This window comes from Methylobacterium mesophilicum, from assembly GCF_036441335.1.
In the GTDB taxonomy this organism is placed as follows: domain Bacteria; phylum Pseudomonadota; class Alphaproteobacteria; order Rhizobiales; family Beijerinckiaceae; genus Methylobacterium; species Methylobacterium mesophilicum_B.
The window spans coordinates 91,660-112,913 of record NZ_MLBW01000009.1 but is presented as its reverse complement, the minus strand read 5'-3'; the positions used below and the strand labels follow the sequence as shown (position 1 = coordinate 112,913).

At 72.2% G+C, this 21,254-nt stretch carries 17 protein-coding genes and 2 pseudogenes; 11 read left to right on the top strand and 8 right to left on the bottom strand.

Annotation, left to right across the window (positions count from 1 at the left end):
• Positions 1 to 75 precede the first annotated feature (75 nt).
• Both MMR14E_RS07270 and MMR14E_RS07265 read right to left on the bottom strand, forming a co-directional pair.
• The gene (locus MMR14E_RS07270) at positions 76 to 1,020 is read right to left on the bottom strand and encodes a D-2-hydroxyacid dehydrogenase (RefSeq protein WP_331313484.1); all 945 of its coding nucleotides are present in this window, start codon (positions 1,018 to 1,020) and stop codon (positions 76 to 78) included.
• 103 nt (positions 1,021 to 1,123) lie between these two features.
• Positions 1,124 to 2,332, bottom strand: coding sequence for an aminotransferase class V-fold PLP-dependent enzyme (locus MMR14E_RS07265; RefSeq protein ID WP_149310232.1), 1,209 nt, complete (start codon positions 2,330 to 2,332; stop codon positions 1,124 to 1,126).
• A gap of 519 nt (positions 2,333 to 2,851) precedes the next feature.
• Between MMR14E_RS07265 and MMR14E_RS07260 the strand changes: the two genes are divergently transcribed.
• From MMR14E_RS07260 to MMR14E_RS07250, 3 genes and pseudogenes are all read left to right on the top strand, one after another.
• Positions 2,852 to 3,667 (top strand): UDP-2,3-diacylglucosamine diphosphatase, encoded by an 816-nt coding sequence (locus MMR14E_RS07260; protein ID WP_331313483.1) that lies wholly within the window; start codon positions 2,852 to 2,854, stop codon positions 3,665 to 3,667.
• A gap of 10 nt (positions 3,668 to 3,677) precedes the next feature.
• Positions 3,678 to 4,724 (top strand): glycosyltransferase family 1 protein, encoded by a 1,047-nt coding sequence (locus tag MMR14E_RS07255; RefSeq protein WP_331313482.1) that lies wholly within the window; start codon positions 3,678 to 3,680, stop codon positions 4,722 to 4,724.
• A 38-nt stretch (positions 4,725 to 4,762) separates the two neighbouring features.
• Positions 4,763 to 5,438 (top strand): annotated as a pseudogene (locus MMR14E_RS07250) (ribonuclease HII).
• Positions 5,439 to 5,451: 13 nt separating this feature from the next.
• Here the strand turns inward: MMR14E_RS07250 and MMR14E_RS07245 are convergent.
• Both MMR14E_RS07245 and MMR14E_RS07240 read right to left on the bottom strand, forming a co-directional pair.
• Complete coding sequence (locus MMR14E_RS07245; RefSeq protein WP_331313481.1) at positions 5,452 to 7,377, bottom strand: methyl-accepting chemotaxis protein; 1,926 nt, start codon at positions 7,375 to 7,377, stop codon at positions 5,452 to 5,454.
• Between the two features lie 484 nt (positions 7,378 to 7,861).
• Positions 7,862 to 8,977, bottom strand: coding sequence for a PA0069 family radical SAM protein (locus tag MMR14E_RS07240; RefSeq protein ID WP_331313480.1), 1,116 nt, complete (start codon positions 8,975 to 8,977; stop codon positions 7,862 to 7,864).
• A 158-nt stretch (positions 8,978 to 9,135) separates the two neighbouring features.
• On the opposite strand from MMR14E_RS07240, the gene MMR14E_RS07235 reads away from it, so the two are divergent.
• The 3 genes from MMR14E_RS07235 to MMR14E_RS07225 are packed head-to-tail and all read left to right on the top strand — an operon-like array spanning position 9,136 to position 11,636.
• Positions 9,136 to 9,588 (top strand): hypothetical protein, encoded by a 453-nt coding sequence (locus MMR14E_RS07235; protein WP_331313479.1) that lies wholly within the window; start codon positions 9,136 to 9,138, stop codon positions 9,586 to 9,588.
• Positions 9,585 to 10,427, top strand: a complete 843-nt coding sequence (locus MMR14E_RS07230; protein ID WP_331313478.1) for an IclR family transcriptional regulator — start codon at positions 9,585 to 9,587, stop codon at positions 10,425 to 10,427. The genes MMR14E_RS07235 and MMR14E_RS07230 overlap by 4 nt, the downstream gene beginning before the upstream one ends.
• 12 nt (positions 10,428 to 10,439) lie before the next feature.
• Positions 10,440 to 11,636: a CaiB/BaiF CoA-transferase family protein gene (locus MMR14E_RS07225; RefSeq protein WP_331313477.1), complete on the top strand. Its 1,197-nt coding sequence runs from the start codon at positions 10,440 to 10,442 to the stop codon at positions 11,634 to 11,636.
• Between the two features lie 31 nt (positions 11,637 to 11,667).
• Here the strand turns inward: MMR14E_RS07225 and MMR14E_RS07220 are convergent, their stop codons facing one another.
• Together MMR14E_RS07220 and MMR14E_RS07215 are read right to left on the bottom strand one after the other, a co-directional pair.
• Positions 11,668 to 12,045 (bottom strand): PH domain-containing protein, encoded by a 378-nt coding sequence (locus tag MMR14E_RS07220; protein ID WP_331313476.1) that lies wholly within the window; start codon positions 12,043 to 12,045, stop codon positions 11,668 to 11,670.
• Between the two features lie 74 nt (positions 12,046 to 12,119).
• Positions 12,120 to 12,575 carry an Rrf2 family transcriptional regulator gene (locus MMR14E_RS07215; RefSeq protein WP_331313475.1) on the bottom strand — a complete coding sequence of 152 codons (456 nt, stop codon included), beginning with the start codon at positions 12,573 to 12,575 and terminating at the stop codon, positions 12,120 to 12,122.
• Between the two features lie 249 nt (positions 12,576 to 12,824).
• Here MMR14E_RS07215 and MMR14E_RS07210 point away from each other — a divergent pair, with 249 nt between their 5' ends.
• On the top strand, positions 12,825 to 14,273 hold the full coding sequence (locus MMR14E_RS07210) for an amino acid permease (protein ID WP_331313474.1): 1,449 nt from the start codon (positions 12,825 to 12,827) through the stop codon (positions 14,271 to 14,273).
• Between the two features lie 7 nt (positions 14,274 to 14,280).
• Here MMR14E_RS07210 and moaB read toward each other — a convergent pair whose 3' ends face one another.
• On the bottom strand, positions 14,281 to 14,838 hold the full coding sequence (moaB, locus tag MMR14E_RS07205; protein ID WP_331313473.1) for a molybdenum cofactor biosynthesis protein B: 558 nt from the start codon (positions 14,836 to 14,838) through the stop codon (positions 14,281 to 14,283).
• A gap of 165 nt (positions 14,839 to 15,003) precedes the next feature.
• Here moaB and maiA point away from each other — a divergent pair, with 165 nt between their 5' ends.
• The 4 genes from maiA to MMR14E_RS07185 all read left to right on the top strand — a co-directional run bounded on the left by maiA (position 15,004) and on the right by MMR14E_RS07185 (position 17,814).
• Entirely contained in the window at positions 15,004 to 15,651 is a 648-nt protein-coding gene (gene maiA / locus MMR14E_RS07200) for a maleylacetoacetate isomerase (RefSeq protein WP_331313472.1), read from the top strand.
• 140 nt (positions 15,652 to 15,791) lie between these two features.
• Positions 15,792 to 17,123: an NAD(P)/FAD-dependent oxidoreductase gene (locus tag MMR14E_RS07195; protein WP_331313471.1), complete on the top strand. Its 1,332-nt coding sequence runs from the start codon at positions 15,792 to 15,794 to the stop codon at positions 17,121 to 17,123.
• Positions 17,124 to 17,188: 65 nt separating this feature from the next.
• Positions 17,189 to 17,500 (top strand): EthD family reductase, encoded by a 312-nt coding sequence (locus MMR14E_RS07190; protein ID WP_331313470.1) that lies wholly within the window; start codon positions 17,189 to 17,191, stop codon positions 17,498 to 17,500.
• On the top strand, positions 17,497 to 17,814 hold the full coding sequence (locus MMR14E_RS07185) for a hypothetical protein (protein WP_331313469.1): 318 nt from the start codon (positions 17,497 to 17,499) through the stop codon (positions 17,812 to 17,814). Before MMR14E_RS07190 ends, MMR14E_RS07185 begins: the two co-directional genes overlap by 4 nt.
• Before the next feature lie 73 nt (positions 17,815 to 17,887).
• Here the strand turns inward: MMR14E_RS07185 and MMR14E_RS07175 are convergent.
• A pseudogene (locus MMR14E_RS07175) lies at positions 17,888 to 21,240 on the bottom strand (ATP-binding protein).
• Positions 21,241 to 21,254 lie beyond the last annotated feature (14 nt).

Here is a 21,254-nt window from a genome sequence, read left to right as displayed (position 1 = left end):
CCGACACCGTCGGCGGCTCCGGTTTCCGGGCCCGCCTGCGGCGCCCCGGAACGACGGCGTGCGATCTGCGTCGCGTCAGCTCTCGACCACGTTCTGCGGCTTGCCCGCCACGAAGGCCTCGACGTTGTCGACGAGCTGATCGGCGAGGATCTGCATCGCCTCCTTGCTCGCCCAGGCGACGTGCGGCGTGACGATCAGGTTCGGCAGGTCGGCGTCGCACAGGATGTTGCCGTCCTTGGGCGGCTCCTGCGCCACCACGTCGAACCCGGCGCCCGCGATGGTGCCGTCCTTCAGCGCCTCGAGCAGCGCCGCCTCGTCCACGAGCCCGCCGCGGGCCGTGTTGATGAGGATCGCGCTCTTCTTCATCTTCTTGAGCTCGGCGGCGCCGATCATCCCCTTGGTGTCGGGGGTCAGCGGCACGTGCAGCGTGATCACGTCGGACTGCGTCAGGATCGTCTCGAAATCGACGAGCCCGTCCTGCGGGAACACGTCGTAGGCGAGGACCTTCATGCCGAGCGCCTCGGCGCGCTTGGCGATCGACTTGCCCAGCGCCCCGTAGCCGACGATGCCGAGCGTCGAGCCGGCGATGTCGTAGATCGGGTAGTCGAAGTAGCAGAACTGCTTGGACTTCGCCCAGTCGCCGCGCCGGACCGAGTTGGCGTAGGGCACGATCGCCCGGCGCAGGGCGAACATCAGCCCGACCACGTGCTCCGGCACGGTGTTGAACGCGTAGTTGCGGATGTTGACGACCGTCACCCCCTGGGCCTTGGCCTGGGCCTTGTCGACCACGTCGGTGCCGGTGGCGGCGACCGCGATCAGCTTCAGGTCGGGGAGCTGCTTCAGCGTCTCGGCCCGCATCGGGACCTTGTTGATCAGCGCGATCTCCGCGCCCTGGAGGCGGGAGACGATCTCCTCCGGCGTCCAGGTCGACTCGTGCTCGACGTATTCGTGCGGGAAGTTGAACGGTCGGACCCTGGCATCGAGGGATTCACGATCCAGGAACACGATCTTCTTGGTCATAGGACCCCTCTCGGACGACGGGCGGCTTCCTCGATAGTCTTGTTCTTACTTGCGCGTCGGGGCGGGCCCGGCAACCCGGTCCCGCCCCGATCGCGTGCGCGGTTCACGCCTTATGCAGCGGATTCTCGCGCAGGTAGCTGGAGGCGGCGGCGACGCCCGAGCCCGGCGTGACCTTGATGCCGCAATCGAGCATGGCCATCTCGGCGCCCGCGATGGCGCCCAGCAGCGACAGCTCGTTCAGGTCGCCCAGGTGGCCGATGCGGAACACCTTGCCGGCAACTTTGGACAGGCCGGCGCCCAGCGAGAGGTTGTAGCGCTCGTAGGCGTGGGTGATCACCTTGGCGGCGTCGGCGCCCTCCGGCACCACGATCGCCGTGACCGTGTCGGAGTTCCACTTCGGCTCCTTGGCGCAGGGCTTGAGGCCCCAGGCCGCCACGGCCTGGCGGGTCGCCTCGCCGAGCACGTGATGGCGGTGGTAGACGTTCTCCAGCCCCTCCTCCTTCACGATCGCCAGCGCCTCGCGCAGGCCGTAGAGCAGCGGCAGGACGGGGGTGTAGGGGAAATAGCCGGTGGCGTTGGCGGCCAGCTGGTCCTTCCAGGCGAAGTAGGCGTGGCCGAGCCGGTCGTTGCGGCCGGTGCCGCCCTCGGCGATCTTGAGCGCCTTCGGGCTGATGCAGATCAGGCCGAGGCCGGCCGGCAGCATGAAGCCCTTCTGCGAGCCCGCGATGGCGCAGTCGACCTTCCAGTCGTCCATGTAGAACGGCAGCGAGCCGATCGACGAGATGCCGTCCACGAACAGCAGCGCCGGGTGGCCGGCGGCGTCGATCGCCTTGCGCACCGCGCCGATGTCGCTGGTGACGCCGGTGGCGGTCTCGTTGTGGACGACCATCACGGCCTTGATGGCGTGATCCTTGTCGGCGCGGAGCGCCTCCTCGATCTTCTGCGGGTCGGCGCCGGCGCCCCACTCCTCGTCCTGGACGATCACGTCGAGGCCGAGGCGCTGGGCCATGTCGACCCAGAGGTGGCTGAACTGGCCGTAGCGGGCGGTGAGCACCTTGTCGCCGCGGCAGAGGGTGTTGGACAGGGCCGATTCCCAGATGCCGGTGCCCGAGGACGGGAACAGGATGACCGTCCCGTTGGTCGAGCCGAACACCATCTTGGAGTCCTGCAGCAGCGGCTTGACCAGCTCGGGGAAGCTCGGCGAGCGGTGATCCTCCGACGGCACGTGCATGGCGCGCAGGACGCGCTCCGGGATGTTGGTGGGGCCCGGGATGAAGAGGTGGTTGCGACCGGGGCGCCGGGTTGCGGCCATGATGTTTCCTCCGAAAAGTCCGTTGCGCGCGGGCGTGACCCCGCGCCGGGTTGTTCAAGCGTCGTCAGGGAGTCGGTCCGGCGCCGTCGAAAGCGGCTCGCGCCGCACCCCCTCGAACGCCATCCTCTGCCGTGATCGGGGGGCGTCCGCGGAGCGGCAGGCGGCCTCACGCCGCTCGCGTCGCGGCGCGCCCCCGCGCGCCGGTCGCCTCCGAATTGCCGTCCCGTCCAACGGCTCCAGGGCCGTCCTCGCCGCCTTCCTGTCAAGGTCCGGGCGAGCTCGTGCCGAGCCGCCGGTTCTTGGTATTATGAGGCGGTGAAGCTCGAAAGGAAAACCGGAAAAACTTCCGGAACTTGCCAAAAAAATTTTTTGTGCGCCGCAGCGAAGTCGAGCTCCGGTTGAGAGGCTTCGCGGCGCCGCACACCGAAGTCTTTCCGCCCCGTCCGGACCCGCGTCATCAAACTGAGATCGGATCGCGCTCTGGATCCCGGCACCGTACAGCCGCCGGGAGAGGATGCCGTGGCCGAGGTTGAGGAGATGCCGGTCCGCGTGCGGACGCTGTTCCTGTCGGACCTGCATCTCGGCACGCGCGGCTGCCAGGCCGGCCTGCTGCTGTCCTTCCTGAAGGATTACGACGCCGACACGATCTACCTCGTCGGCGACATCGTGGACGGCTGGCAGCTGCGCTCCGGCTGGTACTGGCCGCAGGAGCACAACGACGTGGTGCAGAAGCTCCTGCGCAAGGTCCGCAAGGGCGCGCGGATCGTCTACCTGCCCGGCAACCACGACGAGTTCCTGCGCGACTACGTGGGGACGAGCTTCGGCGGCATCGAGCTGGCCGAGACCGCGATCCACGAGGCGGCCGACGGCAAGCGCTACCTCGTCATCCACGGCGACCAGTTCGACATGGTGGTGCGCCACTCGCCGTGGCTCGCTCACCTAGGCGACGGCGCCTACACGCTGGCGCTCTCCCTCAACACGCTGATCAACAAGGTGCGGCGGCGCCTCGGCCTGTCCTACTGGTCGCTGTCGGCCTGGGCGAAGCTGCGCGTGAAGAACGCGGTGAGCTTCATCGGCCGCTTCGAGACGATCCTGGCCGAGGAGGCCCGACGCCACGGCGCCGACGGGGTGATCTGCGGCCACATCCACCACGCCGCGGACCGGCCGATCGGCGACCTGCGCTACCTCAACACCGGCGACTGGGTGGAATCCTGCACGGGGCTCGTGGAGCATTACGACGGCCGCATCGAGGTGCTGCACTATCCGAGCCTCCTGCGGGCGCGGGCGACCGAGGCCCTGCCGCAGCCCCTGCCGGGCCGGCGCGCGGTGGCGTGAGGGTGCCGCCGTGAAGCTCCTGATCGCCAGCGACGCGTGGCACCCGCAGGTGAACGGCGTCGTGCGCTCCCTCGAGCAGATGGTCCGGCGCGCGCCGGAGCACGGCTTCGCCACGACCCTGCTGTCGGTGGCCGATTTCCGCTCGCTGCCGCTGCCGGGCTATCCCGAGATCCGCCTCGCCTATGCCGGGCGCGAGCGGGTGGCGGCGCGCTGGCGGGCCGAGCGGCCGAGCCACGTGCACATCGCCACGGAGGGGCCGGTCGGCCTCGCGGCGCGCCGGCACTGCCTCACCCACGACCTGCCGTTCACGACGAGCTACCACACGCGCTTCCCGGAATACCTCGCCGCCCGCGCCCCGGTGCCGGAGGCGTGGTCCTACGCGTACCTGCGCCGGTTCCACGGCGCCGCCCGGGGGACGATGGTCAGCACCGCCTCGCTCCAGGGCGAACTCGCGGCGCGGGGCTTCGGCCGGCTGATGCGCTGGACCCGGGGCGTCGACACGGAGCGGTTCCGGCCGGCCGAGCCCGGGACGCCCGTGCCGCCGGAACTCGCCGGCCTGCCGGGACCGCTGTTCCTCTACGTCGGGCGGCTCGCCGTGGAGAAGAACGTCGCGGCCTTCCTGAACCTCGACCTGCCCGGCACGAAGGTGGTGGTCGGCGACGGGCCGGACCGCCCGCGCCTGCAGGCGCTCGAGCCGGAGGCTCGCTTCCTCGGCACCCGCACCGGCGCGGACCTCTCGGCGGTCTACGCCGCCTGCGACGTCTTCGTGTTCCCGAGCCTCACCGACACGTTCGGCATCGTGCTGCTGGAGGCACTGGCCAGCGGCCTCCCGGTGGCGGCCTTCCCGGTGCCGGGCCCCAACGACGTCGTCGGCGGCACCCGGGTCGGCGTGCTCGACCCGGATCTGCGGGTCGCCGCGCTGGCCGCCCTGCGCCTGTCGCGCGCCGAGTGCCGGGCCGAGGCCCTGCGCTGCGGCTGGGACGTGAGCGCCCGGCAGTTCTTCGGCAACATCGTCGAGGCGCATGGCGGTGCCCGGAGCACCCGCGACGCCGCCTGACCCGTGACGGCGTCCGCGCGGAATGGCAGGACGGCGCCATGCCGCCCGCCATGCCGCCGATTAAGCCGCCAGCCAGACCGGCCGGGTCCGCCAGAGCCCGCCCCCCGGTCGCCGGGCCGTTCGATCCCGCCCGGGCCGCCGCGTATCCGGCGGCGATCGGCTGCGACGAGGTCGGCCGCGGCGCGCTCTGCGGACCGGTGGTGGTGGCCGCGGTCTGGTTCGATCCGACCGCGATCCCGGCCGACCTCCTCGCGGCCCTCGACGACAGCAAGCGCGTCCCCGAGCCCGTGCGGGACCGGCTGGCGCCGCTGATCCGCGCCCACGCGCGGGTCGCGGTGGCGGCGGGGTCGCGTGCCCTGATCGACCGGATCAACATCCGCGGCGCGACCCTCGACGCCATGGCGCGGGCGGTGGCGCCGCGGATGGTGATCCGGTCGATCAGGGCACGCGACCCTGGTCGACGGGCGCGACGCCCTGCCCGGCCTCCCGGGCCGCGCCGTGATCGGCGGCGACCACCTCGTGCCGCAGATCGCCGCCGCCTCGATCGTCGCCAAGGTGCTCCGCGACCAGCTGATGCGGCGCCTTGCCCGGCGCCATCCCGGCTACGGCTGGGAGCGCAACGTCGGCTACGGGACGGCCGTCCACCGCGCCGGCCTGACGCAGCTCGGGCGCAGCCCGCACCATCGGCTCAGCTTCACCCGCGGCTTCGACTGAGGCGGGCGACGGGTCACGCGGCCCGGACACCCGTCAGGAAGTGCTGGACCTCCGCGGCGAGCTCCTCCGACTGACGCGCGAGCGCGGTCGCGGCCTTGAGCACGTGGTCCGCCGCGCGCCCGGTCTGGTCGGCCGCCTGCGCCACGCCGGCGATGTTGCCGGTCACCTCCTGCGTGCCGGCACTGGCCTGGGCGACGTTGCGGACGATCTCCCGCGTGGCCGCCCCCTGCTGCTCCACCGCGGCCGCGATGGCCGCCGCCACGGTGTCGATCTCGCCGATCCGGCCGGTGATCGTGCCGATCGCCCGCACCGCCTGCCCGGTCACGGCCCGGATCTCCCCGATCTGCCGGCCGATCTCGTCGGTGGCGCGGCCGGTCTGGGCGGCCAGTGCCTTGACCTCGGTGGCGACCACCGCGAAGCCGCGCCCGGCGTCGCCGGCCCGCGCCGCCTCGATCGTGGCGTTGAGCGCCAGCAGGTTCGTCTGTGCCGCGATGCCGGCGATGAGCTCGACGACGGCGTCGACCCGGGCGACCGACGCGTTGAGCGCCGCCACCAGGGCGGCCGTCTGATCGGCCTCGCCGACCGCGCCCCGGGCCAGATCGGACGAGCCCTGGACCTGCCGGCCGATCTCCTGGACGGAGGTGCCGAGTTCCTCAACCGCGGCGGCGACCGTCCTGACGCCGGCGGAGGCCTCCTCGGCGGCGGCGGCCACGGTATCGGACTGGCTGGCGGTCTCCTGGGCGGTCGTGGTCATCTGCCAGGCCGTGGTCTGCAGCTCGGTCGCGGCGGCGGAGACCCGCCCGACGATGCCGGCCACCGCCGCCTCGAAGGTCTCCGCCAGCGCGTGCGTCACGGTCCGGCGCTGCAGCTCCGCGGCGCGCGCCGCCTCGGCCGCGTCCGCCTCCAGGGCGCGGGTGCGGACGAGGTTGTCCCGGAAGACCTGCACGGCCGCCGCCATCGCGCCGATCTCGTCCCGCCGCCCGCGGGCCGGGATCGGCACGCCGGCGTCTCCTTCCGCGAGCGCCTGCATGGCGCGGGTCATGGCCCGTAACGGCCGGAGCACCCAGCGGAACACGATGATGATACCGCCGACCGCCAGCAGGACCGCGGTGGTCAGGAACAGCACGGCCCCGGAAAGCGCGCGCTCCGACTCGGCGGCGAGGAGCTGGGCCCGGTCGATCATCGCGTCGAGACCCGCGTGGACCAGATCGAGAAGCACCTTCCCGTCGGCGATGTCGCGCGCGCGCAGCGCCTCGGCCTCGATGCCGGGCGGCCTGCCGCGGCTGAGCGCGTCCGTGACCGCTACGCGGCGCCGCGCCGACTCACCCTCGAAGTTGCTGGCTCCCGCCTTCTCGAAGGCGGCACGCAGGGCGACCGGGACGTCCCCCGTGAACAGGCCGACGACTTCACCCCAGTCCGCCATCAGGCGTCCCCGCTCCTCGGCCGCCGCGACGATCTCCTCCTGCGACCAAGCCGCCTTGGCAGCCACCGAGGTTTCGATACGGCGCCAGGAATTGCCGAGGGCGACCCGCGTCGCCCAGCTGGCGCGCTTGATGTCGAGGGCCTTCGCCACCGCCGCGTCACGGCGCGGAATGGCCGCGTCCACCGCGGCGTTGGTTGCCGCGAAGGCGTCGAGGAGGCTCGTGACGGCTGTGTCGAAGGTCCGTCCGAACGCCGCATCGCGGCGCTCCCTCGGGAGCGCGACGACCGTGTCGATCTGTGGCCTCAGCGCGGCCAAGGTCGCCTGCGCACTCCGAAGCGGCTCCAGCGTTGCCTGGACCGACGGCACGGAGAGGTCGCGCACGAGGGTCCAGAATTCGTTCTCCGCGTCCATCAGGGCCTGCCGCTCGGACAGCTGATCCGCCCTGTCGGCAACCGAGATCGGCCCCTCAACGGCCAGGACCTTCTGAACGATGCCCCGCGCCATGCGGGCCGCCATCACCGATCGGAGCAACGTGCGGCTGACACGCGTGAGCGTGACGACGCGCTGCCCCTCTCGCGCATGCTCCACGGCGCTCAGAAGCGTGTCTGTACGCACCGCAATCAGCATCACCCCCATACCCAGCAATACCAATCCGATGACCGAACCTATTGAAAATCTAAAATATCGAGACAAAGCGAGATCCTTCTTGAAAAAGAATCGGAAAACGACTTCATAAATGACGAAAGATCTTCACTGTCAACCTCGGATTTACGACTCAATCGGAATGTGTATTCTGACAAATACGGCGAAACCTCAGGTCAACAAGCCAAGTATTCGCGCGGTCGAACTCCTCATCTCCGCGAGGAGCGCGGTATGTCGCTGTGTCGATCTGAATTGGAGATGGATGATCGGTCGCTGATGCACCGACAGCGGAGTCATTTCGCACGAAGAGCGCTCCGCTCGTACGATCCCGGCTCGCCGGGCTCGACGCCCCGCCGGCTCAGAACAGCGTCAGCTGTGCCCCCGGCTTGCGGAAGGACTCCCGATTCAGCTCCATCCGGCCGAAGGCGAAGCCGAGTCGCGTGCCGGCGAGGCGGACCCGCTGGCCGATCATCGCCGCGTAGGCCCCCTCCCCGCGGAAACGGTGGCCGAAGCGCGGGTCGTTCTCGCGCCCGCCCCGGGCGTCCCGCAGGAGCGCGAAGGCCCGCGCCCGGCGCTCCGGATAGTGCTCGGCGAACCAGTCGGCCACGAGATCGGCGACTTCGCCGGGGAGGCGCAGCAGCGCGTGGCCGATGCGCGTCGCACCGTGCGCGCGCGACTCGGTCAGGATCGATTCGATCTCGTGATCGGTCAGGCCGGGAATGACCGGCGAGACGTTCACCATGACGGGCACCCCCGCCGCGCTCAGCGCCCGCATCGTCGCGAGCCGCTTGCCCGGCCGCGGCGCCCGCGGGTCGAGGCGGCGTGCGAGGCCCGGATCCAGCGTGGGCAGCGAGATCGCCGCCAGCACGAGGTTATCCGCCGCCATCTCGGCCAGGAGGTCGAGGTCGCGCAGCACCAGGTCCGACTTCGTGGTGATGCTGACGGGGTGGCGGGCCTCGCGCAGCACCTCCAGCACCGCGCGGGTGAGCCGGTGCTCCCGCTCGACCGGCTGATACGGGTCGGTGGCGGTGCCGAGGGCGATCGTCTCGGGTCGGTAGCCTGGCGCGGCGATCTCGCGGGCGAGGAGCCGGGCGGCGTCCGGCTTGGTGACGATCCGCGACTCGAAGTCGAGCCCCGGCGACAGGCCGAGCCAGGCATGGGTGGGGCGGGCGTAGCAGTAGATGCAGCCATGCTCGCAGCCGCGGTACGGGTTGATCGACCGATCGAACGGGATGTCGGGCGAGCTGTTCCGGGCGATGATCCGGGCCGACCGCTCCGGCGTGACGTGCGTGCGCAGGGGTGCCGGCGCGTCGGTCGTCCAGGTCTCGTCGTGGAACGCCTCGTGCCGGGCGGATTCGTACCGGCCCGTCGGGTTGGCGGTCGCGCCGCGCCCACGCCGGGCGGCCGGATCGGCGGCGCTCGGGCCGAGTCGCGGCGCGGCCCCGGGTGCGGTCCCGTCGCGCGTGTCCCCCATGACGCCTCGTCCTCCGCCCGGATCGGGACCGGAACATAGAGCGAACACGACGTCGGCAAACGCCTCTTTTTCAGGCAAATCCGGCTCCATCGCCCGTCCGGGCCGCGGCGCGTCCGCGCGGAGGCGGCGGGGCAGTTTACGGCGGCGCAGAATCGTCTATGCGCGCGCTCATGCTCTCAGCCGTGACCTATCTGGCCGAACCGGCCGATCCGGACGCGATCGATCGCCTGGCCGACACGCTCAGCGTGCTCGTCTCCGGCGTGGCCGGCGGCCTCGTCGGCGACGCGGTGATCGTCGCGGGCCGCGAGAGCGAGGCCGTGGCGGCCGTCGCGGAAGCCACGGGCGCGACCCTCGTGCTGCACCGGGGCGGGAATCCCTACGCGGCGGGTGCCGCCGCGGCCCGGCGGGACTGGATCCTGTGCCTGGAGGCGGGCGACGTCCCGGCCGAAGGCTGGATCCGCACCCTGGACCGCTTCGTCGGGACGGCGCGGCCGGAGACGGCGCTCGGCCGCCTGCACCGACCGGCCGGGAGCTGGCTCGGCGGCATCGTCAGACGGGTGGAGACGGTCGCCGGCGCCCGGCAGGCCCGGGCCNCGTTCCTGCGCCGATGAGCGGGTCGGTGGAGGCGGACGGGAACCTGCGCGCCGGATCCGACGCCGCCGAGCCCGACGCCGGCGGGGCCGGCGCGAAGGAGGACCGGCACTTCGTCACGGCGCTGGCCCGGGGGCTGGCGGTGCTCGCCTGCTTCGGCCCGGGGCGCACGAGCCTCGCCAACCACGACATCGCGGAGGCCTGCGACCTGCCGCGCTCCACCGTGTCGCGGCTGACCTACACGCTGACCAAGCTCGGCTACCTGCAGCACATGCCCGAGCTCGGACGCTACCGCCTCGGCACCGCCACCATCGCGCTGAGCTCGGCCGCCCTGGGCGGTCTCGACATCCGCGCGATCGCCCGGCCGGTCCTGCGCGCGGTCGCGGAGGCGGCCAACGCCTCGGTGGGCCTCGGGGTGCGCGACCGCCTCAGCATGCGCTACGTCGATTGCCAGCGCGGCCCGGCGGCGATCTCGCTCAACCTCGACACCGGCTCGCGCATCTCGCTCGCCCGCAGCGCCATGGGCCGCGCCTACGTGGCGGTCTGTCCGGACCGCGAGCGCGCGGGCCTCTACGAGGACCTGAAGGCGCTGGATCCCGTGGCCTGGCCGGCGCTGCGCGCGGGCCTCGACCGGGCGGTGGAGGAGCACCGGGAACTCGGCTGCTGCACCTCGTTCGGCGAGTGGCAGGAGACGGTCTGCGCCATCGCGGTGGGGTTCCATCCCGGCGGCGGCCTGCCGCCCATGGCGGTCAATTGCGGTGCCCCCACCGTCATCACCGACGCGCGCTTCCTCCTGGAGGTGGCGCGTCCGAAACTGATCGACGCCGTGCGCAGTCTCGACGGCGTCATGGGAGCGTGAGGACCTTTCGCGATGGATGCCGTTGCCGACCTGCCGCTCGCCGGAATCCGCGTCCTCGATCTGTCCCGGGTCCTGGCCGGGCCCTGGTGCGCGCAGGTGCTGGGCGATCTCGGCGCCGACGTGATCAAGGTCGAGCACCCGGAGCGCGGCGACGACACCCGCGACTGGGGCGTGCCGACGAGCCCCGGCAACACCTCGTATTTCGACAGCGTGAACCGCAACAAGCGCTCGATCGGCGTCGACCTCGCCACGCCGGAGGGGCTGGCGATCGTGAAGGCACTGGCCCGCGACAGCGACGTGCTGGTCCAGAACTTCAAGACCGGCGGGGCCGACAAGCTCGGCCTCGGCTACGCGGCGCTGGCGGCGGAGAATCCCGGCCTGATCTACTGCTCGATCGCCGGCTACAGCTCCGACGGCTCGGAGGCCGGCCGGCCCGGCTACGACCTCGTGGTCCAGGGCGAGTCCGGCGTGATGGCGCTCAACGGCGAGGCCGGAGGGCCGCCTCTCAAGTTCGGGGTCGCGGCGGTCGACCTGTTCACCGGCCAGTTCGCCGCCCAAGCCGTGCTGGCCGCCCTGTACCAGCGGGAACGGACCGGGCGCGGCCGGACCGTCGACCTCGCCCTGTTCGATTGCGGCGTGGCGCTGACCTCCTACTACGGCCTGGAGGCGCTCGCCCGGGGGATCGATCCGCCCCGCTACGGCAACGCCCACCCGTCGATCGTGCCCTACGGGGTGTTCGAGGCGGGCGACGGCCCGGTGGTGATCACGGTCGGCAACAACGGGCAGTACCGCCGCTTCTGCGAGCAGGTGCTGGAGCGCCCGGACTGGGTCGCCGACCCGCGCTTCGCCACCAACCTCGACCGGTCGCGCAACCGCGCCGCCTTCATCCCCGTGCTGGAGGCCGAGCTCGCCACGTGGGAGCGCGCGCCGCTGATCGCGCGGCTCAGGGCCGCGGGCATCCCCTGCGGCGAGGTGATGGGCCTGCGCGAGGCGCTCACCTGCGACCGGGCCCAGGAGGCCGGGCTGGTGGTCGCGGCGCCCGAGAACGCCCACGTCATAGCCCCGCCCTACCGGCTCGACGGGCGCCGGCTGCCGGTGCGGCGCATGCCGCCGGGCCTCGGAGATTCGAGCGCCGAGATCCTGGCCGAGCAGCTGGAGTATCCGCAGGACGCGCGCGACGCGCTGCGGGCCAAGGGCGTGGTCCGCTAGGCGGCCGTCGCCGGCCCTCGCGTGCCGCGGGCTAGCGCAGCACGCCCTCGGCGAGGGCCCGCTGGATGCCCCGGACATCCGCGCCCTTCTTCAAGGTCCGCTGGATCGGCTCCGCCGCGCCCGACACCCAGATCTTCAGCTCGGCGTCGAGGTCGAACGTGCCGGCGGTCTCGACCGAGAAGCGCACGATCGCGCGGTACGGCACCGACAGGAACTCGACCTTGCTGCCGGTCACGCCCTGGACGTCGATCAGGATGACGCGGCGCTCGGTGAACACGAACACGTCGCGGATGATCCTGAAGGCGAGCCGCGCCGTCTCGCCCTCGATCAGGATGCCGTCGAGCCGGCGCTCCAGGGAGGCCGCGTCGACCGCCGAGCCGTGTCCGAGCAATCCGTCCAGAAGGCCCATGGCCGATCATCCCGTGCGGGTCCGCGTCGATGCCGAGGATGGCGCCTGAGCGCCGGCGCGGCAACCGCCCGACGTCAGGCGCAGGTCGAGGCGTCCGACGGGCCCTCGGGCCGGCACCGGGCGTCGAAGCCTCGCGCGAGTTCGGCGAGGCTGACGGAACCGAGCCGCGCGATCAGGAGGGCCTCGGCCTCGCGCAGCGTGTCCTCGACCGCCGCGTTGACGACCTGCTCGACGGCGCAGGCCGGGTTCGCGCGATCGCTGCCGATCGCGAAGATGCGGGGACCGCCGACCGCGCGGTGGACGTCGAGCAGCGAGACCGCGTTCAGGTCCGCCGCGATGGTCCATCCGCCGCCGTGGCCCTTCTCCGATGTCACGTAGCCCGCGTTCCTGAGCCCGGCCATCGTCCGGCGGACGACCACGGGGTTCGTCCCGAGCATCCGCCCGATCGCCTCGGACGTCATCGGTCCGTCGTGGCGGGCCATGTGAAGCAGCACATGGAGCGTTCGGGAGAGGCGGCTGTCGGTGCGCACCCGTCGATCCATCACACCGGGCTCGGGCTTGGCAACCGCGCCGCATCACGATACTTATCAAGTTACGTGATTGACCGGAGTCGAAGCGGTGCGCGCCTGACCCCACGGATCCTGGCCGGAAGAATCTTGCGCCGACTCACGTTGTTGTCGGTCGATTTGCCTCTACAACTCTGGAAGCGTGACAGAATCGTCGCCGCCTCCGGGCGTGTCGACGCGTGCCGAACCGCCCCGACCTCGAAGGATGGTGCCATGGATTCGTCGGGCCTGATGGGGCGCAAGTCGGTCGAGGACATCGTCGAGAGCGGCGAGGGCGAGCAGCAGCTCTCGAAGTCGCTCGGCGCCCTCTCGATCACCGCGATGGGCATCGGGGCGATCATCGGCGCCGGCATCTTCGTCCTCACCGGCACGGCCGCGGCCCAGTATGCCGGGCCGGGGATCATGCTGTCCTTCGTGCTCGGCGGCATCGCCTGCGCCTTCGTCGGCCTCTGCTACTCCGAGATGGCCGCGCTGATCCCGGTGGCCGGCTCCAGCTACACCTACACCTACGCGACGCTCGGCGAGTTCTTCGCGTGGCTGATCGGCTGGGACCTGATCCTCGAATACGCCATGGGCGCCGCCACCGTGGCGGTCGGCTGGTCGGGCTACGTGACCAGCATCCTGAAGAGCGTCGGCATCGTGATCCCGGCGCAGTTCGCCAACGCGCCGGGCACGCCGATCGAGGGCGGCGGGACCGCGCTGCTCAACCTGCCGGCGGTCCTGATCGTGGCGCTGATCACGATCCTGCTGATGCGCGGCACGAAAGAATCGGCGCGCTTCAACAACATCATGGTCGCGGTGAAGCTCACCGTCGTGGTCGCCTTCATCGCCCTGGGCTGGGGCCACGTGAACGCCGCGAACTGGAGCCCGCTCATCCCGGACAACGACGGGACCTTCGGCCATTTCGGCTACAGCGGCGTCCTGCGCGGCGCGGGCGTGGTGTTCTTCGCCTTCATCGGCTTCGACGCGGTCTCGACCGCCGCCCAGGAGGCGCGCAGGCCCCAGAAGGACATGCCCATCGGCATCCTCGGCTCGCTGGCGGTCTGCACGATCCTGTACGTGCTCGTCGCCGCCGTGCTGACCGGGCTCGTGCCCTACAAGGACCTGAACGTCCCGGACCCGATCGCCAAGGGCGTCGACGTGATCGGCATCGGCTGGTTCGCCCTCCTGATCAAGCTCGGGGCTCTGACCGGGCTGACCACGGTGATCCTCGTCCTGCTCTACGGCCAGAGCCGGATCTTCTTCACCATGGCGCAGGACGGCCTGCTGCCGAAGATGTTCTCCCGCGTCCACCCGACCTACCAGACGCCGTATCGCAGCCAGGCGCTCATCGGGGCCGCGGTCGCCGTGGTGGCGGCCCTGGTGCCGATCCACATCCTCGGCGAGATGGTCAGCATCGGCACGCTGGCCGCCTTCATCCTCGTCTGCGGCTCGGTGCTCTACCTGCGGCGGGCCGAGCGCCACATGGAGCGGCCGTTCCGGGCCCCCGCCGTGCCGGTCGTGCCGATCCTCGGCATCCTGTCCTGCCTGCTCCTGATGGTCGGCCTGCCCCTCGACACGTGGCTGCGGCTGGTGATCTGGATGGCGATCGGCCTCGTCGTGTACTTCTTCTACGGCCGCAAGCACTCGGTCCTGCGCCGCAAGGAGGGGACTCTAGCCTAGCGCCGCCTCAGACCGTGAGGCTCGCGCCGCGCCGCAGGTGCTCGTCGAGGCGCGGCATGATCTCCACGAAGTTGCAGGGCCGGTGCCGGTAGTCGAGTTGCTGGGCCAGGATCCCGTCCCAGGCGTCGCGGCAGGCACCGGGAGAGCCCGGCAGCACGAACACGTAGGTCGCCCGCGCGACTCCCGCGGTGGCGCGGGATTGCAGGGTCGAGGTCCCGATCTTGTCGTACGAGATCCGGTGGAACACGGCTGAGAAGCCGTCCATCCGCTTCTCGAACAGCGGTTCCAGCGCCTCGGGGGTGACGTCGCGGCCGGTGAAGCCGGTCCCGCCGGTGGTGATGACCACGTCGACGCCGGGATCGCGCAGCCACGCCTCCACCCGCGCGCGGATCGCCGGGATCTCGTCCGGGACGATCGACCGGGCCGCCAGGGTGTGCCCTGCCTCGGTGAGGCGCTGAGTCAGGGTGTCGCCCGAGCGGTCGTCCTCCGGGCGCCGCGTGTCGGAGACGGTCAGGACCGCGATGTTCAGGGGGATGAAGCGGCGGGCGTCGGTCTGATCGGCCATCGTGCGGGCTCTCCGGGGCGGGAGACCGATATGGGACCGGCGGGACCACTTGTCGCCCCCGGGGCCGCCGCGCGCGCGGCCCCCGCTTCCGCCCCCGCTCCCCCCCCCTTGCGGCCCGCCGCGAAGTCGGCTGTGCTCGCCCGTCCCGTCGGAGATCGCTGACCCATGCACATGTACGGCAACTGGCGCTCGGCCGCGGCCTTCCGGGTGCGGATCGCGCTGAAGCTGAAGGGCATCGCCTACGAGGAGACCTTCATCGACCTCGACGCGGGCGACCAGCACGAGCCGGAATTCCGGGCGATCAACCCGCAGGGCGCGGTGCCGGCGCTGTTCGACGGCGACGGGCCGCCGCTCACCCAGTCGCTGGCGATCCTCGACTACCTAGAAGAGACGCGGGGCGGCGTGCGCCTCCTGCCCGAGGCGCCGCGGGCCCGGGCGCGGGCCCGCTCGCTGGCGCAGGTGGTCGCGTGCGACACCCACCCGCTCTACGTGCCCCGGGTGCGCACCTTCCTGATGGAGCATTACGGCCTGCCCCGGGAGCGGATGCTGGATTTCCTGCGCAACGCCTTCGAGACCGGCCTGAGGACCCTGGAGGCGCGCCTCACCACCGAGCCCGGGACGGGCCGGTTCTGCCAGGGCGATTCGGTGAGCCACGCCGACCTCTGCCTCGTGAGCCTCTGGGTCGGGACCGGTATCTTCGGCATCGACACGGCGGCCTACCCGACGGTCGCGCGGATCGCCGAGGCCTGCCTCGCCCTGCCGGCGGTCGCGGAGGCACACCCGCTGCGTCAGCCGGGCGCTCCGTCGGCGTGACCGGGCTCCGCGCGCCTCCCGTCCGGTGCGCGCCGTCGCACTCGTGACCGGGGATCGCGGCCGGCGTTGTGGTATTCGGCAACCCAGGCCGTGTAAGGAGGCCGGCGATTGATCCCGGTCCGGGGGGAGAAAGAGAGTCGATGGCATCCGTCGAGAACGAGTCGGGCCTTCATCGCGTCGTGGTGGTCGGCGGCGGCGCCGCCGGGCTCCAGCTGGTGACGAAGCTCGGCGACAAGCTCGGGCGCGGCAAGCGCGCGCACATCACCCTCGTGGACCGCGCCCGGACGCATATCTGGAAGCCGCTGCTCCACGAGGTGGCGGCCGGCAGCCTCGACGTCGGCCACCACGCGGTGGACTACCTGCACCACGCCCACATGCACGGCTTCCGTTACCGGATCGGGCGGATGACCGGGCTCGACCGGGAGGCGCGCACGATCCAGCTCGCCGCGAGCTACGACGCGGAAGGGCGCGAGGTCACGCCCGAGCGCGCCGTCCCCTACGACACGCTGGTGATGGCGGTGGGCTCCACCACGAACGATTTCGGCACGCCGGGCGTCGCCGAGCACGCCATCGCCCTCGACACCCAGGACCAGGCGGTGCGCTTCCACCAGCGCCTCGTCAACGCCTCGCTGCGGGCGCACACGCAGGCCGGCCCGGTCCGGCCCGGCCAGCTCCACGTCACGGTGATCGGCGCGGGCGCCACGGGAACCGAGCTCGCCGCCGAGCTGCACCGGACCCTGCGCCACGTCGTCTCGACCGGGCTCGACAAGATCGACCCGGGCAAGGACATCCGCATCACCCTGGTCGAGGCCGCCGACCGGATCCTGCCGGCGGTGCCGCAGCGCCTCTCGGCGGAGGTGATGCAGCTCCTCAGCAAGATCGGCGTCGACGTGCGCGTGAAGGCGCGGGTCACCGAGGTCCGCGCCGACGGCGTGCAGCTCGCGGACGGCACCTTCATCCCGTCCGAGCTGGTCGTCTGGGCGGCGGGCGTGAAGGCGCCGCCCTTCCTGCAGGGCATCGGCGGCCTGGAGACGACGCGGACCAACCAGCTGGTGGTGACGCCGACGCTGCAGACGACCCGCGACCCCGACATCTTCGCGATCGGCGACTGCGCCTACCTGGTCGAGGCCGGCTCCGACACGCCGGTGCCGCCGCGCGCGCAGGCGGCCCACCAGCAGGCGAGCCACCTGATCAGCCAGATCCCCGCCAAGATCGACGGCAAGCCGCTGAAGCCGTTCCGCTACAAGGATTTCGGCTCGCTGGTCTCGCTGGGCGAGTACTCGACCGTGGGCAGCCTGATGGGGTTCGTGCGCGGCAAGAACATGCTCATCGCCGGTCTGTTCGCCCGGATGATGTACCGCTCGCTCTACAAGATGCACGAGCGGGCGCTGCACGGCACGGCCAAGACCGCCCTCGACACCCTGGCCCGCGCGCTCACCCGGCGCACCGAGCCGCGGGTGAAGCTGCACTGACCGTCGCCGTACGAACCGAGGACGGGCGCCCGGATCGACCGGGCGCCTCACAGGAAGGAAACGCCATGATCCTGGTAAGCGTGATGTACCCGGCCGGCCCGAGCTTCGACATGGGCTACTACCTCGGCCACCACATGCCGCTGGTGCGCGAGCGCTGGTCGTCCCTCGGCCTCCACGACGCGAAGGTCGTCAAGGGCGCCGGCACGCCGGACGGCGGCACCGCCCCGTTCCAGGTCGTGGCCCTGCTGACCTTCGAGTCGATCGACGCCTTCAAGAAGGCCGTGGCCGCCCACGGCGAGGAGATCTTCGCCGACATCCCGAACTTCACCGCGGCGCAGGCCCAGGTGCAGATCAACGACTTCGCGGAAAACCCGTGATCGACATCGTCAAGGCGGTGCAGGAGGCCGATCCGAGCCTCGGCACCTACGTGGTCGTGCTGCGGACCGACGCCCGGGCCCTGGACGGCCCGGAGCGCTTCACGCCGGAGGCGCAGGCCTGGATCGCCGAGAAGGCCCCGAGCGGCCGGCTCGCCCGGGTGACGGTCCAGCTCGCCCCCTATCCGGGGGCGCCGGCGGCCGCGCGCGAGGTCACCGTGGCGGCCTTCGCCGACGCGCGGGAGCTCGCCGCCTTCGCGACGACCTGGACCGGCGACCCGCTGCCCGAGGAGCCAGGGGAATCCGTTCCCGACTGACGGCCTCGGGGCCGCCGCCATCGCGCGCGCGGCGAAGCGATGACGGACAAGGTCCTCGAGACCGCGCGCAGACTCACGCCGCGCGCAGCTGCCGGATGGCGCGGAGCGCGGTCGCCCGCTGGATCTCCAGGCGCCGGATCAGCGGCATCAGGTCGGCGCCCGCGTGGGCGGCGGCCTCGACCTCCCGGCACAGGCTCGACAGGCCGACGAAGCCCAGCAGCCCGGCGGCCGCCACCAGGGCATGCGCGTCGTGGGCGATCTGCAGGCGGTCGGTCTCGCTCGGCCGGAACCGCTCGGACAGTTCGTTCGCCAGGAGATCGAGCAGCGCTCCGACGCGATCGGCGCCGAAGCTCGCCTCCATCTCGGTGAGGACCGCCGCGTCGAGCACGGCCGAATCCACCTGCGGCAGGCGGCGCGGCTCCTCGGCCCGCGCCGGCCGCCGCGCGCCGGGCGCCGTCCAGCGGCTGATCGTGGCGAAGAGGTCGGCCCGCCGGAACGGCTTGCCGACGTAATCGTCCATCCCGGCCTCGCGCAGCTCCTCGATCTGCGACGGCAGGACGTTGGCGGTCATGGCGACGATCGGGACGTCGCAGGCGGGCGGCGCCAGGGCGCGGATGCGGCGCGTGGCCGTGAGCCCGTCCACGCGGGGCATCTGGACGTCCATCAGCACGAGATCGTAGGCCCGGCCCGCCGCGACGGACGATCCGACAGCCGTGATCGCCTCGGCGCCGTCCCCGGCGACGTCCACCGCGTAGCCCTGCGATTCGAGCACCGCGCAGGCGAGCTCCTGGTTGAGCGGCACGTCCTCGACGAGGAGCAGCCGCAGCGGCGCGCCCGGGACCTGGCCGGCGGCCGGAGCCGTGGCCGGCCGCGGCGGCACACNGTGGCCGGCCGCGGCGGCACACCCGCGTCGGCCGCGGCGTCCGGGGTCGCGGTGCCCTGCTCGCCGCGGGGCAGCACCAGCCGGAACCAGAAGGTCGAGCCCGCCCCCTCGCGGCTCTCGACCCCGATCTCGCCGCCCATCAGCGACACGAGGTGCCGGGAGATCGCCAGCCCGAGGCCGGTGCCGCCGAAGCGCCGGCTGATCGAGCCGTCGACCTGGCTGAACCGCTTGAACAGCCGGTCCTGCTGCGCCGGCGCGATGCCGATGCCGGTATCGACCACGGAGAACCGGACCGCGTCGCCGGGGCGGCCGTCGGGAGCGAGGCCGCCGCCCTCCCGCTCGACGGTCACCGTGACCGAGCCCTCGGGCGTGAACTTGACGGCGTTGTTCAGCAGGTTGAGCAGCACCTGACGCAGGCGCCCGGCATCGCCGACCACGAAGGTCGGCAGGGTCGGGTCGATCCGGGCCTCGATGGCGAGACCGCTCCGGAGCGCGCTGCCGCGCACGATCGAGACCGTGCCGTCGACGACCGGGACCAGCGGGAAGGTGACCGGATCGAGGGTCAGCTCGCCGGCCTCGATCTTCGAGAAGTCGAGGATGTCGTTGACCACCGTGAGCAGGGCCGCGCCGCTGCTCTGGATCAGCTCCAGGCGGCGACGGTCCTCGTTCTGGATCGCGTCGGCGTCGAGGAGCAGTTCGGCGTAGCCCAGGATGCCGTTCAGCGGCGTGCGGATCTCGTGGCTCATGGCGGCGAGGAACTCGCTCTTGGCCGCGCTCGCCCGCTCCGCCTCGGTGCGCGCCGCCTCCGCGTCCCGCGTGGCGGTGCGCAGGGCCGCCTCGACCGCCTTGCGCTCGGTGATGTCGAGGTGGAGGCCGACCATGCGCTGCGGCTGCCCGTCGGCGCCGCAGAGCGTCCGGCCCCGCGCGTAGAGCCAGCGCGCGCCGACCCGGAACTCGGCCGCGTAGGGGGTGCCGGACTCGACCGCCCGCCGGATCTCGCTCCAGACATCGGCCACGTCGTCGGGATCGATCAGCGCCGTCCAGGCGGAGGCCGAGATCGTGTGGGCCGCGCCGGTTTCGGGAAGGCCGTGCATCCGCGCGCTCTCCGGGCTGAGCACGGCGAGCCCGGTGCGCATGTCCCAGTCCCAGGTGCCGGCCTCCGCGGCGTCGAGGGCGATGTCCAGAAGGCCGCTCGCCTCCTCGACGGCGAGCCGCGCCGTGACGATGTCGTCGACGTCGAGGGCGGTGCCGAGCCACTCCGCCACCGCGCCGTCCGCCGGGTCGAGGCGGATCGGGATCAGCGCGAGCTTGTGCCACCGGTAGACGCCGTCGTGGCGGCGGATGCGCCACTGGCCGCCGTAGCCCGTGCCGGTCTCGACCGCCTTGATCCAGGCCGCCTCCATGGCGGCGGCATCCTCGGGGTGGTTCCGGACGAGGCGCTCCGCGCGCTCGGGCCCGATCGGCCCGTAATAGGACTGGAACTGCGCGTTGGCGTAGGTCGCCCGACCGTCCCCGACCCGCATGGTCCAGACCAGGAGCGGCAGCGCCTCGGCGAGGCCCCGGTAGCGCAGCTCGCTGCGGCGCACCTCGTCCTCGGCGCGCCGGCGCTCGGTCACGTCGATCAGCACGCCGAACAGTCCGGCGCCCGGCCCCTCCCCCCGGGCCATGCCGCGCACGACCACGTCGCGCAGTTCGCCGTCCGGCCGCAGCAGCCGGGCCTCGAAGTCGAACCGGACCCTGCGGGCGATCGCGTCCGCGACGACCGCCTCGAGCCGGGCGCGGTCGTCGGGATGGTAGATCTGCGAGAAGGCGTCGAGGCGCGGCGGCGGCGTCGCGGGGTCGCGGCCCGCGATGGCGTAGAGGCTCGCCGACCAGACCGGCTGCCCGTCCGCGAGACCCACGCGCCAGTTGCCGACGCTGGCGAGCTGCTCGGCCATAGTGAGCTGGTCATTCGCCGCCTCCTGGGCGCGGGCCCGGGCATTGATCTCCCGGTGCTGCTCCCGGATCAGCGCCTCGCGGATCGCCGCCTGCGCGATCTCCCGGTCGCGCCGCGCGTTGGCTTCCGTGAGGCGCAGATGCGCCACGACGATCTCGGCGAGGTCGCGGAGGGCGGCCGCGTCCTCGGGCGCGAAGTCGGCGCGGGGCTCGGGATCGGCGAGGCAGAGGGTCCCGACCCGCAGGCCCGGCTGGAGGCTCAGGGCGATGCCCGCGTAGAACCGGATCCCGTCCGGCGCGGCGGCGAGGGGCAGATCGCGGAAGCGCGCGTCCTGCCGCGCGTCGGGAACGACCACGAGGGCGTCGCTGCGGATCGTGTGCTGGCAGAAGCTCTCCTCCCGCCGCATCGTGGTCGGCACCCCGGCACAGGGCGTCTTCAGCCACTGATGCGTGTCGCCGAGGAAGGCCACGAACGCGCTGCGCACGCCGAACAGGCGCCGGGCCGTCCGGCAGACGGCCTCGAAATGCGGCTCGGACGGGGTCCCGAGGATGGCGAGGGCCTCGAGGGCCGCGAGCCGGTCGCGCTCGCTGTCCGGCTGTGTGCTCACGTACCGTCTCCGGG